This is a genomic window from Anaerococcus nagyae, assembly GCF_040364225.1.
GTDB lineage: Bacteria > Bacillota > Clostridia > Tissierellales > Peptoniphilaceae > Anaerococcus > Anaerococcus nagyae.
This window is the reverse complement of record NZ_AP031484.1, coordinates 1,206,876-1,224,543: the sequence shown is the minus strand read 5'-3', so window position 1 is coordinate 1,224,543 and position 17,668 is coordinate 1,206,876. Positions and strand designations below refer to the sequence as shown.

Sequence of the window (17,668 nt, the reverse complement as noted above, 5' to 3'; positions counted from 1 at the left end):
GCACTGAGAGATCTCTTGGGACTTCTCCATTCCGCTACACTACGTTGCGCTCCAGTCTAAATGGGTTATGGTTCACCATCTCGACTAAGCGAATGAAATGAGCGCATGGAGAGATCTAGTGTGGCTTTGCGCTCACTGCATTCGGTTGAAATAGTATAATCATATAATTCATTAGTAATTTAAAATTAAGCTATCCTAATCTCAACTAGGTGAAGAAATGAATGTATTGAGCTATCCCGTGGGATTTCTCCGCTCACTACGTTCGGTCGAAATGAGTTAGGATTTTCCATCTCGACTAGATGAATGTAGCTTGATTTACTACATTCATCCCTAAAACTAGTGCGAGAGCACGGAAAAGTTTGCTTTGCAAACGAGTTTTAGTATGAGCGTAAGCGAATGAACGTAGAGATCTCGTGTGGTTTCTGCGCTAACTAGATTTGGTTGAAATGGGCAAATTATAAATCTTTCTTATTATCATTGTTATTAAATAAAAGTTAAAAATAAGCCAGCAGATAATAATAAAATATATACTATATAATTTATTACCCTTATAACAATTGTTATATATTTGTAAATCTTTGCAATATATTAGCACAATCTTTTTTATTACTTGCAATAATTAAAAAAATTTTATATAATAGGTAAGTATTTCATATAAGATTAAGTTAGGAGGAATTATATGCAATATTTGCTTAATGCAGCAGATTTTTTGTGGTCCCATGTCATTGGCTACGTTTTACTTGCGGTAGGACTGTACTATTCATTAAGACTTGGATTTCCACAATTTAAATATTCTGGACAAATTAAGAAAGTTTTAAGAAAAAACTTAAAAAGTTCTGAAGGTGTCAGTGGTTTTGCAGCACTTGCAACTGCAGTTGGTGGACAGGTTGGTACAGGTTCTTTAGTAGGGGTAGCCTCAGCTATAGCTTATGGTGGACCTGGTGCTATTTTTTGGATGTGGATTACAGCTCTTTTGGGAATGATCATCACATTTGCTGAAACTGTTTTAGGACAATTATATAGAGTGAAATTAGATGATGGTACATACAGAGGAGGTCCTGCTTATTACGTACAAAATGGTCTTCATTCAAGAGTTTTTGCCGTAATAACAGCATTCTTCTACATAATAGGTGTAGGCTTATGTATAGCCTTTATGCAATCTAACTCTATCAGTCAAGCGTTTACAGGAGTTGTAGATGCCAATCCAATTTGGCCTGGTATAGTTGTGGCTATAGCTGCTGCAATCATTACTATTGGTGGTGTTAAAAGACTTACAAACTTCTCTTCAAGAGTAGTTCCAGTAATGGCTGGCGCTTATGTACTTGTAGTTTTGATAATAGTTATAACAAATATAACAAAGTTTCCAGCGGTTATTGGCCTTATATTTAAAAGTGCTTTTACTGCTCAAGCAGCCGTTGGTGGTATTATAGGCCATACAGTTATGGATGCCTTTAGACATGGTGTTGCTCGTGGATTATTTTCAAATGATGCTGGGAATGGTATAGCTGGTATCATGCATGCAGCTGCTGATGTTAAACATCCTGCTGAACAAGGATTTTTAGGTATGTTTGGTACCTTTGTAACAACAATTATTATTTGTTCATTGTCAGCTTTTTCCCTACTTTTGACAGGAGTTGTTGGCGATCCAGCTAATGGTGATGGAATTGTTTTAGTTCAAGATGCTTTCCAAACTATAATGGGAATACCTGGTAGATGGTTAGTATTTTTTGCTATGCTAATGTTTGGTTTTACAACTCTTATAGCTGATTTATTCTATGGTGAAAGTAATATAATTCTTATCTTTAAGGAAAAATATAAAGTCCCACTTTGGATTTATAGGATTATTGCATTTATCATGTTTATTGTAGCTACACAAATGGATCTAGAACTTGTATGGGGATTCATAGATGTATTTGTTGGTATAGTTGTAATTATCAACGTAATTTCCTTATTCCTATTATTTAAGGATGTTAGAATGGTACTTAATGACTATAAGAGACAACTTGATGAAGGAATAGAAGATCCTGTATGGCACAGAGAAAAAGAATATCATTTACATTCATATAAAGAAAATAAAAAATAATAAAAGGGGCTGTTGCAAAACTGTGAATAATTATCGTCCCACCATCAGAAGTTTCTCTTAAGAAATTTTTTACATAGCCTGCAAGCTCATGGAGGTAAAATTTCCATAGATGTTCTTCTAATTATATTGGGACGATTTATTCATTCTGCACCAGCACCTTTTTTTATGTAAGGTATGGAATTATAGTAAGATAGCTTATTTTATAAACTTGTCAATTAACATCTAAAATACATAATTTCTTTTTAATTTATTTCACCTATATTGATCTCATAACTATAGTTTTCTCATAGCATTATTAAAATCTACATTTCTAATTATTGTTCTTATCTCTAGAATTATATAGATTTTGTTTTATATTTTTTAAAATAAAATTTTAATTATAAATTTTACTCATATATATTTGCTATAAATACTAGCTTTCAAGGATTTTATAGATGCATACAATAGTTATAAAATATGAGAAGTATTTTAATTTTAAAATTCAATATATTATATTTAATAAGTAACCACAAAAATGTGTATTTTAATATTTTCAGTATGTGTTATCATAATAATCGACAAGGACATATAACATAAACACAAGGGGGAAATATTATGAAAAACACAAAAACAAAATTATTAGGACTAACACTATCAGCATCATTTGTATTATCTTCTCTAGCTCCAGCAGTAGCATCAGCTAGTGCAGAAGATGTAGCAACATCTAATTATGCTGTAACACAAATTGATCCAAGTGCAATAAATCCAGAAAAAATCAAAGATGTTATAGATAGAGCTGAATCATTAAAGAAAATTGTAAATAATTTACCTGTTCCAGGTAAAGGTGGTTACCTTAAAGCTTTAGATAAAATTATCGGAACTCTTAAAAATCTTGATCCTTCAAAAGCAGGCCCAAGAGTAGAACTAGCTTCTGATACAATTGAAGCAATCAGATTTTCAATTAAAGATATTCAAAATAAAACTAAGAAAGCTCATGTTGATATAGGAGTTGAAATAACAAAAGCAGCATTAGTTATGGTTGATCCATATGCAAGTAATGAAAAAATAGCAAAAGCTAGCGAGAAATTACAAAAAGCTATAGAAACTGCAAAAGAATCAGCAGATATTACTGCGCAAGACGTTGCTACAATATATGTTAAAAAGCCTCTTGCTAATTTAATAGAAGAAGCTAGAAAACTTAGAAGAAATAAAGATCTTACAGAAGATCAAAAAGCTGAATTAAATAAAGCTATCAAAGAAGCAGTTCATACTAAAAACCAAGCTAGAGTTACCGTTGGAGAAATCACTGCTGCACAAGCTAAACTACAAAATTTCTTAGATAACTTTACAATTGGTAAAGTAGAAAATCCTACTGAAGAAGAAACTATAGATCCAGAATTCAACGATAAAGATGTAACAAAGGAAGAGGATTCTGATCTTGTTGATCTTGAAAATTTAGATACTACTGATGTGGAAGAGCCAGAAGAAACAGGAGAAGCAGAAAAAACTCCTGAAGAATCTGAAGAAGAAGCAGAGGAAACTTCTGAAGCAACAGAAGAAGAAACTAAAAATACAGAAGAAATTCCAGAAGCTCCAGAAGAAAACGAAACAATAGAAATTAACGAATAATTTCTTCTATAATATCCTTCTATTATACAAGTATTTTAGATGATTGAGGACCTTATGGTCCTCTTTTTTTCGAGTAATTAAATGTTTAAAAATACTTTTATAGGTTATAAAAGTCAATAAAATGGTTATTATAATTATAGAGGAATATTATGAAAAATAAAATTTTAATGGTTCTTACAAATAGATCCAGATATGAAAATGGTTTTGAAAAAACAGGTTTGTGGCTGAGTGAAGCTACCGAATTTATAGACGAAGTAAATTTTAGTTATGAGATTGATTATGTAAGCTCCAAAGGAGGAAAAGTTCCATTAGATCCGCGAAGTCTAGAAAAGAAATATGTGAAAAAACGTGATATAGAGATTATGGAAAGTTTTGATTTTAAAAATCGTGCTTTAACAAATTCTCTAAGACCAGATCAAATAAACCCCAGTGAATATATAGCCATTTATTATGCTGGCGGACATGGTGTACTTTGGGATTATCCTCATGATTATAATGTACAAGTCCTAGCCTCATATATTTATAATCATGGAGGCTACATAGCTACAGTTTGCCATGGACTAGCAGGGATACTAAATCTATTAGATATGAAAGGTGGATATTTTATTAAAGACAAAAATGTCACAGGTTTTACTAATGCTGAAGAAATATTAGGAGGAAAGTTTAATAAGCTTCCATTTTTAACTGAAAATGAAGCTCGTAGAAGAGGAGCAAGTTTTAATCAATATTTGCCTTTTACAGAATATGTAATAAAAGATGGTAGATTAATTACTGGTCAAAACCCTCAATCAGCTAGAAAAGTAGCACAGATATTATTAAGTAATATATCAAAATAGTATCATTTTCTTAGTTAAATACTATATATAATTATTATGTAAGTCCTTAGGGCTTACTTTATTTTTATTTAAAATATTTAAATAAAAAAATAATATAAAAATTCTTTTAAATAATTTTCTAATATTTATATTGGCAAATTTTTGATTATTAATTATAATAATTACTAGTCGTATTTATTAGAGCTTGATGAAATATTTAAATTTATTATCAATATAAGCAATATGGCGTTATTTTTTATTACAGCTTTAAAAAAAGATGAATTACATAGTTAGGATATTTGATGTATATATATTTATTAGATATAAAATTTAAAATTGATTGTAGTTTTAGCCTCAAAGATTAAGAGGGAAGTTATCAGATCAATCATAGATTATGCTAGAAATTCTCTTAAGATATCGTCTGCAGGGCTTACAGATAATGATATGAGAAATTTTGCCCATTTAGGATTTGTAACCATATCAAATGATAATGATAAAGCTAAAACTATTCTTGAAAAGTTAGTTAATCGAATAGAGATAAAATATCCAATAGAAATAACTGATTATTACATAGAAAGGATTTAATATGCTAATATATTTTTCAGCAACAGGCAATACTAAGCATTTAGTAGAAGAAATTGCCTATGAAGATGAAGAAATAATTGCAATAGATAATGCAGATAAGATAAAAGAAATTAATTTAGGAAAAAATGATAGGCTTGGAATATTAGCTCCAACTTATGCAGGAGGACTTCCAGAAAATTTAAAAGTTTTTTTGGAAAATTTAATTATAAACTATACTAGTCATCCTTATACATTTTACATAGGAACTTGTGGTGGCTCTACAGGTTTTAGTAGCAAAGAGCTAAGGGATATATTTATAAAAAAGGGAATGGAGCTAGAAGCAAGCTTTTCAATAAAAATGCCAGATGCATTTCTTCTTTTAACAGACGTAAATGACAAAGAAAAGATAAACCGAATTAATAAACAAGCCGATAGAGAAATATTAAATATAAAGCAAAAGCTTGATAGTGGAGCTATAGGTGATTTTGTTGAATCAAAATTACCAAAAGCCATTGCTAGTGCAGTTCAATCAGCCTATGGGAAGTTTAGATTAACTGATAAATTTAAGGTAAGCAATGCATGTATATCTTGTGGAATCTGTGCTAGAGATTGTCCAGTAGATACAATTAAGATAACTATGGATAGACCTACTTGGGTAAAAGAATCATGTTTACTTTGTCTAAGGTGCTTGCATGCTTGTCCGACAAATGCTATTAGTTATGGAAAGAAGACTAAGGGTCGTGGTCAATACCTACATCCTTCATATCATGATAATTTAGATGAATTATAGAAGATAAAAGTGGGTAGACATCTAATACCCGCTTTATTAATTAAAAAAATGAGGAGGATAATATGAAATTAATTTGTTATAAAAAATGTACTACCTGTAAGGGCGTAGAGAAAATGTTAGAAGAAAAAGGTATTTCTTATGATTATCGTGATATAAAAGAAGATAATCCAAAATCAAGTGAACTTAAATCTTGGCATGAAAAAACAGGATTACCAATAAAAAGGTTCTTTAATACTTCTGGTAAGATTTATAGAGAAAATAATTTAAAAGATAAGGTAAATGATATGAGTTTAGATGAGGCTTATGATCTTTTATCAACTGATGGGATGCTTGTAAAAAGACCAATACTCTTCACTGATGAGGGAGAAATTTTTGTAGGACCAGATGTAAAGAAATATATAGAAAGTTTATGAAAAAAAGATATAAATTTAACATAACGCGTTATATAATATATCTAATAATATTAGTTATTGCTTATCATTTTGTAATAAGTCATCCATTTACTAATAAAGAAAAAACGCGAGATGAAATAGTATCAGAAAATATAAAAGATTTAGAAAAATCTACAAATGAACTAAAGGGACTTATTAAAAAGGATAAAGATGCACTTAATTCGTTCTTTTATAATGAAAAAACTTACGAAAAGATAAGAGGTCTAATAGATACTTATCCAGATGATAGGGAACTAAAGATAAATGATAATTTAAAAATAATACTAAATCAAGAAGGCAGTCCTGTGAAGGTAAGATATAAGAGAGCAGAGTTTGAAATAGTAAATACCAAGCTTGCTCCTACAGAGGATAGTCAAAATAAGCCAGAAGTTATAACTGATGTAAAAGTTATAGAAAATCCTAATGGGATAAATAGATTTGAGCTGATTCATGATTTAAAGACTTATTTAGTAGATTCATATGGGCAAAATGCCTTAAATAATTTCTTAGATGGGATTATTAGAGATACTATTATAGAAAATAAGGAAATAATAGATAAATTAGGTAAAAACAACAAGGAGAACTGATGACTTTTGAGTTAAAAGGCTTAGTAAATTTAGATGATAGAAAACGTATGGATGAGTTAATAAATTTTATAAAAATACAATTAGATGATGAGAGTGATAAATTAGCTTTGATGAGTAATATATCAGCTTTTATTATGGGTTCCATAAGAGATCTAAACTGGGCTGGATTTTATTTTTATAAAGAAGATGAGCTTATCTTAGGGCCTTTTCAAGGACTCCCTGCTTGCACAAGACTTAGCTTAGATAAAGGAGTTTGTGCAAAAGCATTTTGTAATAAGAAAACTATAAAGGTTGATGATGTCCATGAGTTTACTGATCATATAGCTTGTGATAGTCAATCAGAAAGTGAGCTTGTACTTCCACTTTTCAATGAAGAGAAAGTTTATGGAGTCCTAGATTTAGATTCTCCTATAAAAAATAGATTTACTGATATAGAGCTTGAGGGTTTCACAAAGATAGCTAAACTAATCGAAGAGAAAATATATGAAGAATTTTGAGAAGGCCTATGTCTTCTTTTTGTGTTTTTTTTCTTTTTTTGATATAATTATTCAAATATTAAAGGAGAATTTATGAAAAAGAAGTTAAACTTTAGAGAAGTTTTATTAGTGGGATCATTATTATTCGGATTATTTTTTGGGGCTGGAAATTTAATATTTCCTCTAGAATTGGGTCAACAATCTGGATATAATCTAAATCCTGTGATTGTAGGCTTTTTAATATCAGGTGTTGGTTTACCTATTATTGGTGTTACCGCAGCTGCAATGAGTGATAGCGAATCATTATTTGAACTTGCAAGGCCCGCTAGCAAAAAATTTGCGTATTTTTTAACTGTATTATTATATATAACAATAGGCCCTGGCTTTGCAATTCCTCGTACTGCTACTGTGTCATATGAAATTGGACTCAAAGGTCTTACAAATGTAAGCGATAAAGCTATGCTCTTAGTATTTTCTGTAGTATTTTTTAGCTTAGCCTTGTATTTTTCCTTAAAAAAAGGAAATCTTATAAATACAATCGGTAAGTATATGACACCAATTTTTTTGATTTTATTAGCTATATTACTTATAATGTCTATAGTAAATCCAATGGGTCCAACAAAATCAATACCGCCAATAGAAAAGTATCAACAAAGTCCATTTACTATAGGAATTATAGATGGATATAATACCCTTGATGCTCCCGCATCTCTTGCTTTTGCTATAATAATAATAGCAGCTATAAAAGAACTTGGTGTAAAGGAGCCTAAATATATTGCTAATGAAACGTTAAAAGCAGGTCTTATCTGTCTAATTGCTATGAGTCTTGTTTATTCATCTCTTGCTATAATGGGCTCGGCATCAACATCTATTATGGATATTAAAGAAAATGGAGCCTTGGTTTTAGCCGCTATTAGTAATCATTATTTAGGTAAATATGGCCACATTTTGTTTAGTTTAATAGTATTTATAGCCTGTCTTAAAACAGCTATTGGTCTAATATCTGCCTGTTCAGAAATGTTTAACCAGCTTTTAAAATTTGATATTTCCTATGAGAAATACTGTGTGATTTTTGCTATAGTTTCATTTTTGATAGCAAATCTAGGACTTAATACGATAATATCATTATCGGTTCCAGTATTAATGTTCTTATATCCTATTTGTATAGTTCTTATAATACTATCTCTATTTTCATTAAAGATAGGTAAAAACCATAATATATACAAATGGACCCTTATATTTACAATAATAGCTGCATTTTTTGATCTTTTATCAAATTTACCTTATGGTTTAGCCGATAGCTTATTAGTTAGCAAAACTTTAGCCTTGCCTAAGAGATTTTTACCAGGATTTGATTTGGGATTTGGTTGGATCTTGTTAGCATTGATTGGTTTTGTAATTGGATATATAATTGATAAAAACAATAAGAAAAGTAAAGTAAGCTATACGTCTGGCAATTAATAATTGCCAGTTTTTTGTAAGGAGAATTATGAGATTAAGATTTAAACCAAATGCTATTCCAGAAATGAAAGGGAATGATAAAATATTTTTCTATCCTAGGGATATGAAAGATAAGTGGTGTGAAGTATTTAATAATGAAAATCCAATCCACTTAGAAATAGGTGCAGGAAAGGGTGATTTCATAGTGGAGATGGCAAAGAGAAATCCAGGAATTAACTTCATAGCACTTGAAATGAATACTAATGCTTTTGTTATAGCTAGTAGAAAAATTGAAGAAGAAAAGTTAGAGAATGTAATAGGTTTAGTAGATTATGGAGAGGAATTAACAGAAACTTTTGGAGAAAATGAGATAGATCATATTTACATAAATTTTTCAACTCCTTGGCCAAAGACAAAACACCACAAAAGACGTTTGAGCCATCCTAGATTTTTAGAAAGATATAAGATTATTATGAAAGATGGAGGAATAGTTGAGCAAAAAACAGATGATAGAGGATTTTTTGATGATTCTTTAAAATACTATGAAGATTTTGGCATGGAAATTTTGTACAAGAATTATGATCTTTTAGAAGAAGAATCGATAGTAACCGAATATGAGAAAAAATGGAGAGATAGAAATAAGCCTATTTATTATGCAAAAGCTAAGTTTAGATAAATCATTTCTAGATAAATTTATTATATATATTAGTTTAATTTATCTGTATTAAAGAAAAGTTATAAGTAAAGAAACTTAATTTTATTTAACATGGACTTTAATTTATTTATATTTACTGTATAATATTATCAAAACATAAATAAAGGAATTAATATGACTAAAAGAAAGAATGGTTTTCTTCAGGGACTTATAGCAGCCCTTATAGTAACTGCTATAGCTGGTATTTTTGGATTTTTAATAAAAGATAAGTTTGCAGTGGAAGAAAATGACGAGATCACATCGGATATCGTAGAATCTTCCCTAAAAGAAGTAAAAGAACTTACAACTTTAAAATACCATTATAAAAATGTAGCTTCATTTGAAAGTAGTCAACAATTTCAAGGAATCAAACTTCCATTTACAACTAAAAGTTTCTTATATACCTATGAAGGTGATATAAATGCAGGGGTAGATCTTGATCAAGCGAATGCAAGTGTAGATGAGAATAATAAGATTATTACCATTAAGCTACCAGATGCTAAGATTTTAAGTCATGATATAGATGAAGATTCTATAATGATATTTGATGAAAAAAACTCGGTATTTAATCCTATGGAACTTGAAGATTATACCAACTTTAGAAAAGAAGAGGAAGCAAAGGTAGAAAAAGAAGCTGTAAAAAAGGGATTGCTAAAACAAGCTAGTCAACAAACAGATAAAGCTATAAAGGAAATATTAAACATTAATCCTATTATAGCAGAAGAATACACAATAAGCATCAAATAAAAGCTGGGTCATTTTACATACCCGGCTTTTTTATAGTATCTAAATTTATATAGTGAGCTTATATACTAAAGTAACAATAGGGTAGAGAACAACTTGGTGTGTTAAGTATATGATCATAGCATGTCTGCCAATTTTTGCCAGCCAATTATCCTTACCGTATTTATAATAAAAGTTATTTGAAATTAAAAACTTCCCTAAAGAAAAACCTGATAAATATATAAATATCCAAGGAATCATAGGGAAATAATCACTTGAGGCAAAATTACTTCCAGGGAAACCAAGTATGGCTAAATTACTATCATAGAGATTTTTAAAAAAGTTATAAGTATATAAACTTCTTTCTGGTATATTATAAGTAAATATAAAGATCACTAAAAATATAAAGAAGTATTTAAAATCAAAATCAAGATGCCTTTGCAAAATCCCTGTTATAAGCATTGATGCGCCAAGTCCATTGAGTACTCCCCAAACAATCATTTGCTCGGGAGCAAAAAAATAGGTAGTAAGACTTATAGCAAATCCAATCAAAGATGTAATTAATCCTCTATTTATATTTTTTTCTGAGCTTAAAAAATTAGAGGTAATTCCTGATATGATAAAAAATGAGCAGGCTATAGATAGCTGCCATATTTTATTAAAAAGTGTTCCATCATACCAAGAAATTTTCCAGTAAAAATTTATATTATACATTAAGTGAAATAAAACCATGGAAATAATTGTAAATCCACGGAACTTGTCTAAATTATAATTTCTTTTCATAACTTTATTATAACATTTATATTATTATTTATATAATCAATTTACAAAAATATAGCTAAAGTTGGGAGTTCGTATCTCATAATTTTATAAGATGATATAAAAAAACATTATAAAGAAAAAAATAGGGAGTTTTAGAGACAAATAAATTGTTCCAAAATAATTGGAACATCCTATCAAAAGTTTGGACTCTATGAGTCAGCGGGCTAAATATCAAACTTTCTAATAGGACACCCAATGATGGAACGATGGATATCTATTAATTTACAGCAGCACCATAATTATTTGTATTACTTACCAAGTTCTTTAACTACTGTTGTAACATGAACAGGTAGATCCACTGGTGTTCTTGCAGTTATGATATTATTATCAACTACACATTCTTCGTCTACCCAGTTTGCACCTGCATTTTTAATATCTGTAGAAATTGTTGAGACTGATGTTGCTTTTACTCCATCAAGTATGCCAGCTTCTGCTAATACCCATGGACCATGGCATACAGCTGCTACTATTTTGTCTGCTTCGTGCATTTCTTTTACAAATTTAACTGTATCTTTATTTTGTCTCATCGCATCTGGAGAATACCCACCTGGTATATATACTGCATCAAAATCGGATGCACTAACTTCACTAGAAGCTTTGTCAGATTCTATAGTCCAACCACCAGCTTTTCCTGTATATTCTGTATCAGCTTCACTACCTAATAGTGTTACTTCATAATCTTCTCTAAATCTATGATAAGGATAGATTAATTCTGATTCTTCAAAATTATTTTCAACTAAAATTGCAATTTTTTTCATTGTAATCTCCTTTATGTTTCATCATCTAATCTAAATTATATATACCCAAATTATTGATTTTTAATATCTTCATAAAAAATGGAAGCTTTTACTTTCATCCCATTTCTATTTTTTAGACTCAAAAGATAAAGATTAGAACGAGCTCTAGTCATAGCAACATAAAACATTCGTCTTTCTTCTTCTATTCTCATATAATTATCATTCATATCTAGAAGCATAGGAAATTCATTCTCTATTAAATCTATTACAAATACATCATCATATTCTAAGCCTTTTGATTTGTGGATAGTTGATAATATAAGATTAGAATCATTTCTTTTATTTAGAATCTTTTCGAATATTAACTTTTTTTCATAAAATTGATCAAGATCTTTTAAACCTTTAGTAAAGTTTATAAGACTTTCTACATACAAGGCTTTATTTATAATTACTTCATAGTATTTATTAGAAAAAACTTTTATATAATCTCTATAACCCATATTTGAGTAAATATAGGCTATTTTTTTATCCAAATTTAGCTTTCTTAAGTATTTAAATTCTTTTTCTTTTCTCATTAGATTATAAGACTTTTCATCATCGACAATCTCATGTAGATAGTCAAATATATCGTAGTTAATTGGCTTTTGATTAAGTTTTTCTATATCCTCTCGGTTTAGGTACGTTTTAATCATATAGTAAATATTAGAAAATAATTCTACATCATCAAAATCTTCACTAAAACTAATTATATTGATAATATCTTTTAGGATTTTCGAATCAAAAAAATCATAGGATCCATTGTTTATAGAAAAATCTCGGTTATCTTTCAATAAAAAGCTTACCATATTTAATGAAGAAATATTATTTCTATACAAAATAGCTGTTTTTTTATTTGAGTCTAAATGACTAATTATATACTTATAAGCATCTTTGCTATTTTTTAATCTAGCAAGTCTAATGGGTGTAGTAGCTGGATGGTTGGTATATAGGTCTTTTTTAAATCTATTTTGATTTTGATTAATGAAATTTTTTGATCCAATTACTATATTTGCTTGAGATCTATGATTTTCATCCATAGTAAGTATTTTAGAATCAGGATATATTTTTTTGAAATTTAGCAAGTAATCTGGATTTGCTGCTCTAAAGGAATAAATAGATTGATCATCATCTGCTACTACCATAAGGTTATTTTCCGGATAAACTATTTTTTCTAGAATTTTAAATTGTATAAGAGAAGTATCCTGTCCTTCATCAAGTTGAATATATTTATACTTGCTTTTAACAGATCTTAATAAACGATTATCTTCATTTAGGAGTTTTAGGGCGATAACTTGCATATCATCAAAATCTATATAGAAATTTTCTTTTTTAAATTTCTCATATGCTATATAAACTTTTTCTATATTTTTTATTTGAGAGTTTTTAAGGTATGAAATATCATCCATAGAATTTTTCATATAGCCAACATGACTAAAGAAGTCATCAAGATCTTCAGAAGAAATAATTTTACCGTTTATGTTTAAATAAATTTGTTTTATTAAGTTATATTTATTGTATAGATCATCACTTTCTAATATTTTTATTCTGCGATTTTTCTTTTTATAATAGTTTCTTATTATAAGATAGCAAAAGGCATGGATAGTCATAAAGTTTGTCTTAAGACCATTGTATCTTATTTTCATATCATTAGCCTGAGTTTTAGAAAAGGTTAGAGAAAGAATATGAGATGGATCTATATATTTTTCTAGTATATTAATTCTTTTCAAAAGCATTGTTGTTTTACCAGCTCCAGGTACGGCTAGTACTAGACACGGTCCATTTATGTGATTTGCTGCTTGGAATTGTTTTTCTGTTAGTTTCATATAATTATCATACCATACAAAAATTTATAAAAATATGGTATGATGTTTATAGAATACATATACGGGGGTAACAATGGATACAAAAAACCTATTGAAGTTTAGAACTTCTACTAGAGACTATAAAGACGAAAAATTAGATGAAGCTATTGCTAAAAAAGTTTATGAAATTGTAAATGATGAAGCAGAAAAATTAGGTAGGGAAAATCTAGCATTTCTACTAAATACAGATGGAGAATCAGTATATAAGGCTCTAAATGGAGTTGCAGGTTATAGAGGTGTAATGATCAAGGCTCCAGCTTATATAGCGCTTGATGCTCGTAATAACGATCCTGCTACAATCGTAAAAGGTGCTTATGGAGTAGAAGAAATTATCACAAAACTTCATAAACTAGGTCTTGGTACTTGCTGGATAACAGTAAGTGAAGTTGATGAAGTTGTAAAACAAAATGCCTTTAACTATTCAGAAGGTGATATAAATATACTTCTAGCAGTTGGATATCCTTTAGATGATGAAAGACGTGAACATTCCTACATCGATAGAGGTGCTACAGAAGATTTAGTATTTTTAGGCGATTTTGATACACCAGCTACTGATGAAGACCTTGAACAAAGAGGATTAAACGAAATATTCAATTATGCAAAATTTGCACCATCCACTAATAATGCTCAACCTTGGAGATTTCTAATAGTAGATGATGAATTATCTCTTTATATAGAGGACTATAAGGGAGATGTAAATTTAATAGATGCAGGTATAATGATGTATTATATAGATGAATTAAGCAAGGCTTATGCAATGCCATTAGGATTTGAAGTTGAACCAAAGATTGGTTCAGATAAATACACATATATCGGTATGACAAAGATGTAAACATAGGCGCTTATGCGCCTTTTTTAGTTGAGAGGTTACAATGATAAGATTATATACAGAAAAAGATTTTGAAAAGATGAGACAGGCAGCTGAAATACTATGTCAAACTCATTTAGCTATTAAAAAAGTAATAAGAGCTGGAATAACTACCAAGCAATTAGATGATTTTGCTAATAGATTTATAGTTGATCATAAAGGGGCTATCCCAGCACAGTTAGGCTATGGAGGATTTCCTTATACACTTTGTATATCAGTTAATGATGAGATTTGCCATGGTTTTCCAGGAGATTATGTCCTAAAAGAAGGTGATCTTGTATCGATTGATAATGTTATTGAATACAATGGGGGACTTGCTGATTCTTGCTGGTCATATGCCATAGGAGAATTATCAGATCGCGATCAAAAACTTATGGATGTTACTTTAGAATCATTAAATAAATCAATTGATCAAGCAGTGCCAGGCAATAGAATTGGTGATATAGGTCATGCTATCCAAGAGTATGCAGAAGTGGAAAATAACTTTTCTGTTATTCGTGATTTTATAGGTCATGGTATAGGTAAAGAAATGCATGAGGATCCACAGGTGCCTCATTATGGAAAAGCTAATCACGGACAACGTATACAAGCAGGAATGGTATTTACAATTGAGCCAATGATTGCAAGCGGTAAGTGGCCAATGAAACTCGATGACAATGGTTGGGTAGCTCGCACTCAGGATGGATCAACTTGTGCACAATTTGAACATCAACTTATAATTCATGAAGATGGGCCAGAGATTATAACAGATCAAAGTAAATATGCATTAACTGAAGATGATATAGAGTTCATAGAAAATTATAAATTCTAATTAGGAGATATTTTGGATTTATTAGATATCAGTAAGGCTTCGGGAAAACAATATTTCGAAACTCTTTATATAAAATCTTTCCCAGAAGATGAGAGAATAGATCTAGCTGATTTATATAGCTTAAAAGAAGATGGATTAATAGATATAGTTAATATAAGCGATGATAATAGAGATATTGGATTTGCTGTGATTTATTTTAGTGATAATGTCCATCTTTTATCCTATTTTGCTATAGAACCTGACTTAAGATCTAAAGGATTAGGTAGCAAGTCATTGAACTTATTAAAAAATACTTATAAGGACTTGATGATAGAAATAGAAAGTACAGATCTAAAAGATTCTGATGATTATCATTTAAGAAATAGAAGAAAAGCTTTTTATATTAGAAATGGTTTTAAAGTTTTGGAAGATAAAGTAGACTACTTTGGTATCGAAATGGAGCTAATGTCTACTACTAAAGATGCAGGTATAAATGATTACTTTGACACCTATAATAATATTTTTGATAAAGAATTTATAGACGAAAATATAAAGTTGATTAGTATTTAAAAAGATCCTAAGAAGTTAAGGACTGATTTTTAGAAGTTAATCTTAGTATTAACTTACTTGGTCAGTTTATTTATTTCTTAAGATCTTTTTTAATTTAATAATTAGAATTTACCTCTTCCAAGTTTTTTCATAGCTACACCCTTATCATAGGTAGATTTTACTAAAATGTCCATTAATTTATCATAGCTCATTCCTGATGCTTCTGCTTCAAGAACATAAGGTGATAAGCCTTTAGAAAGTCCTGGCATAGTGTTTACTTCCATTATGTAAGGATGACCTTCTTTATTAAGCCTTATATCCACCCTAGCATATGTTTCACAATTTAGAGCGTTAAATGATTTTATAGCAAGGTCTTTTATTTCTTTTTCTAAATTTTTATCAATATTTGCTGGAGTAGTTCTTATGGTCCACTTATTTTTAACTGCATCTTTAGTCCTAAAGTTTGCTTTGTTTTCTTCTTTAAAAGTCATTTCAGTGATTTCTAAGGCTCTTATATCCCCCATATTATCTAAGATACCTACAGTAAACTCCCTACCAGGTAGGAATTCTTCAACTATTATTGGAGGGTTTACTTCATCGAATATCCTGTTTAAAGTATTTTTTAAAGATTTTTCATCCTCAACATAAGAATCTCTATTGATCCCTACAGAAACTGCTTCTGCTTCTGGTTTTACAAAAAGTGGGAAAGATTTCAAAAGTTCTTTATTTATTTCTTCATTTCTGGTATACAAAGCTTGTGATTTTACAACTGGAAGTCCTTGAGATTGTAAGATCATACTTGAAGTTTTCTTTGATAAGGAAATGGCTTGGGCAAGCATCCCACTTCCTACAAAAGGTATGCCAAGCAATTCTATGGAAGCAAAAACGTTTCCTTGAAGCTTAAGATTTTCTAGAGGATCGTAATGAATGAAAATCACATCCAAATCTTCAATCTCCGTAATATTTCTCATCATATCTATATTGGCAGCTATTGGGAAAACTTCGTGATTATTGGATTCTAAGGCTTCTGTTATTGACATTAACATATTTTTCATGGTAATATCTGCACTTGGGTTTACTTTACTTATTTCTTCTGTCATATTTTGGTATTCTGCGTAAACTAAAGCAACTTTCATTTTATCATCCTTATTTATTTTATTTTTTAAAATATAGAGGACTAGTTATCTAAGCCCTCTAGTGAAATTTGATTTTTGGTTTTTTCTCTTTCGCTCATTTTTTGATTATAGCATTGTCTACATAAAGGTTCGTACTTATCTTTAGAACCTATTTGGATTCTAGATTCATCTGTAGACTTCCTATATGAAGCCCAAGCGTCCTCACCGCAATTTGCACAAATTGCATGGTGCTTTATAAGTTCATCTGCTATAGGCATTATCTCCTTTATTATTTCAAATGGTCTGGTTTTATAATCCATATCAAGGCCTGATACTACAATTGTTATATTACTTTTCATAAGTTCATTAAATATATCTATTACTTCTGTTGGATCATTTGGGAAAAATTGGAGTTCATCTATTCCAATAGCATCTAATTCATTTTTATTAGCATAGTCTCGTACCGCATTTAAATCAGCAACTTTTATAGCATCCAATTCTAGATTATCGTGCGATACTATTTTTTTCTCATCATCTCTATTATCAACTGCTGGTTTAAAGGCAGCAATCTTATAATTTGCAATCTTCATCCTATATAGCTCGCGCCATAGGGATGTTGTTTTGCCTGAAAACATGGAGCCTGTATGGACTATTAGTCTTCCTTGCTTTTTCATT

Annotated in this window: 19 protein-coding genes; 14 read left to right on the top strand and 5 right to left on the bottom strand. The window is 29.8% G+C overall.

Annotated elements, in window-relative coordinates:
* The first annotated feature begins 679 nt into the window (after positions 1 to 679).
* From ABXG81_RS06000 to ABXG81_RS05950, 11 genes are all read left to right on the top strand, one after another.
* Positions 680 to 2,083 (top strand): sodium:alanine symporter family protein, encoded by a 1,404-nt coding sequence (locus ABXG81_RS06000; RefSeq protein ID WP_209813822.1) that lies wholly within the window; start codon positions 680 to 682, stop codon positions 2,081 to 2,083.
* 594 nt (positions 2,084 to 2,677) lie between these two features.
* Positions 2,678 to 3,691 carry a CAMP factor family pore-forming toxin gene (locus ABXG81_RS05995; protein ID WP_288222826.1) on the top strand — a complete coding sequence of 338 codons (1,014 nt, stop codon included), beginning with the start codon at positions 2,678 to 2,680 and terminating at the stop codon, positions 3,689 to 3,691.
* Positions 3,692 to 3,840: 149 nt separating this feature from the next.
* Positions 3,841 to 4,527: a type 1 glutamine amidotransferase domain-containing protein gene (locus tag ABXG81_RS05990; protein WP_288222825.1), complete on the top strand. Its 687-nt coding sequence runs from the start codon at positions 3,841 to 3,843 to the stop codon at positions 4,525 to 4,527.
* 315 nt (positions 4,528 to 4,842) lie between these two features.
* Positions 4,843 to 5,091 (top strand): DUF503 family protein, encoded by a 249-nt coding sequence (locus ABXG81_RS05985; RefSeq protein WP_117521318.1) that lies wholly within the window; start codon positions 4,843 to 4,845, stop codon positions 5,089 to 5,091.
* A gap of 1 nt (position 5,092) precedes the next feature.
* A complete protein-coding gene (locus ABXG81_RS05980; protein ID WP_117521320.1) occupies positions 5,093 to 5,860 on the top strand; it encodes an EFR1 family ferrodoxin in 768 nt (255 codons plus the stop codon).
* Between the two features lie 62 nt (positions 5,861 to 5,922).
* Complete coding sequence (locus ABXG81_RS05975; protein ID WP_209813831.1) at positions 5,923 to 6,273, top strand: Spx/MgsR family RNA polymerase-binding regulatory protein; 351 nt, start codon at positions 5,923 to 5,925, stop codon at positions 6,271 to 6,273.
* Positions 6,270 to 6,878: a hypothetical protein gene (locus ABXG81_RS05970; RefSeq protein ID WP_117521324.1), complete on the top strand. Its 609-nt coding sequence runs from the start codon at positions 6,270 to 6,272 to the stop codon at positions 6,876 to 6,878. Before ABXG81_RS05975 ends, ABXG81_RS05970 begins: the two co-directional genes overlap by 4 nt.
* Positions 6,878 to 7,375, top strand: a complete 498-nt coding sequence (locus ABXG81_RS05965) for a GAF domain-containing protein (RefSeq protein ID WP_117521326.1) — start codon at positions 6,878 to 6,880, stop codon at positions 7,373 to 7,375. Before ABXG81_RS05970 ends, ABXG81_RS05965 begins: the two co-directional genes overlap by 1 nt.
* A 72-nt stretch (positions 7,376 to 7,447) precedes the next feature.
* Positions 7,448 to 8,815 carry a branched-chain amino acid transport system II carrier protein gene (gene brnQ / locus ABXG81_RS05960; protein ID WP_117521328.1) on the top strand — a complete coding sequence of 456 codons (1,368 nt, stop codon included), beginning with the start codon at positions 7,448 to 7,450 and terminating at the stop codon, positions 8,813 to 8,815.
* Positions 8,816 to 8,843: 28 nt separating this feature from the next.
* A complete protein-coding gene (gene trmB / locus ABXG81_RS05955; protein WP_117521330.1) occupies positions 8,844 to 9,470 on the top strand; it encodes a tRNA (guanosine(46)-N7)-methyltransferase TrmB in 627 nt (208 codons plus the stop codon).
* Between the two features lie 153 nt (positions 9,471 to 9,623).
* On the top strand, positions 9,624 to 10,235 hold the full coding sequence (locus tag ABXG81_RS05950; RefSeq protein ID WP_117521332.1) for a DUF4230 domain-containing protein: 612 nt from the start codon (positions 9,624 to 9,626) through the stop codon (positions 10,233 to 10,235).
* 45 nt (positions 10,236 to 10,280) lie between these two features.
* Here the strand turns inward: ABXG81_RS05950 and ABXG81_RS05945 are convergent, their stop codons facing one another.
* The 3 genes from ABXG81_RS05945 to ABXG81_RS05935 all read right to left on the bottom strand — a co-directional run bounded on the left by ABXG81_RS05945 (position 10,281) and on the right by ABXG81_RS05935 (position 13,632).
* On the bottom strand, positions 10,281 to 10,994 hold the full coding sequence (locus ABXG81_RS05945) for a heparan-alpha-glucosaminide N-acetyltransferase domain-containing protein (protein WP_353528522.1): 714 nt from the start codon (positions 10,992 to 10,994) through the stop codon (positions 10,281 to 10,283).
* Between the two features lie 287 nt (positions 10,995 to 11,281).
* Entirely contained in the window at positions 11,282 to 11,791 is a 510-nt protein-coding gene (locus ABXG81_RS05940; protein WP_353528521.1) for a type 1 glutamine amidotransferase domain-containing protein, read from the bottom strand.
* Positions 11,792 to 11,841: 50 nt separating this feature from the next.
* On the bottom strand, positions 11,842 to 13,632 hold the full coding sequence (locus ABXG81_RS05935; protein WP_353528519.1) for an ATP-dependent helicase: 1,791 nt from the start codon (positions 13,630 to 13,632) through the stop codon (positions 11,842 to 11,844).
* A 73-nt stretch (positions 13,633 to 13,705) separates the two neighbouring features.
* On the opposite strand from ABXG81_RS05935, the gene ABXG81_RS05930 reads away from it, so the two are divergent.
* The 3 genes from ABXG81_RS05930 to ABXG81_RS05920 are packed head-to-tail and all read left to right on the top strand — an operon-like array spanning position 13,706 to position 15,899.
* Entirely contained in the window at positions 13,706 to 14,503 is a 798-nt protein-coding gene (locus ABXG81_RS05930; RefSeq protein WP_288222819.1) for a nitroreductase family protein, read from the top strand.
* 40 nt (positions 14,504 to 14,543) lie between these two features.
* Positions 14,544 to 15,350, top strand: a complete 807-nt coding sequence (gene map, locus ABXG81_RS05925) for a type I methionyl aminopeptidase (protein ID WP_117521342.1) — start codon at positions 14,544 to 14,546, stop codon at positions 15,348 to 15,350.
* A 12-nt stretch (positions 15,351 to 15,362) separates the two neighbouring features.
* Positions 15,363 to 15,899 (top strand): GNAT family N-acetyltransferase, encoded by a 537-nt coding sequence (locus ABXG81_RS05920; RefSeq protein ID WP_353528517.1) that lies wholly within the window; start codon positions 15,363 to 15,365, stop codon positions 15,897 to 15,899.
* A 101-nt stretch (positions 15,900 to 16,000) separates the two neighbouring features.
* On the opposite strand, the gene ABXG81_RS05915 is transcribed toward ABXG81_RS05920, so the two are convergent.
* Complete coding sequence (locus ABXG81_RS05915; protein WP_353528515.1) at positions 16,001 to 17,014, bottom strand: ATP-grasp domain-containing protein; 1,014 nt, start codon at positions 17,012 to 17,014, stop codon at positions 16,001 to 16,003.
* A gap of 41 nt (positions 17,015 to 17,055) precedes the next feature.
* Positions 17,056 to 17,667: a thymidine kinase gene (locus ABXG81_RS05910; protein WP_316115924.1), complete on the bottom strand. Its 612-nt coding sequence runs from the start codon at positions 17,665 to 17,667 to the stop codon at positions 17,056 to 17,058.
* Between the last annotated feature and the right edge of the window lies 1 nt (position 17,668).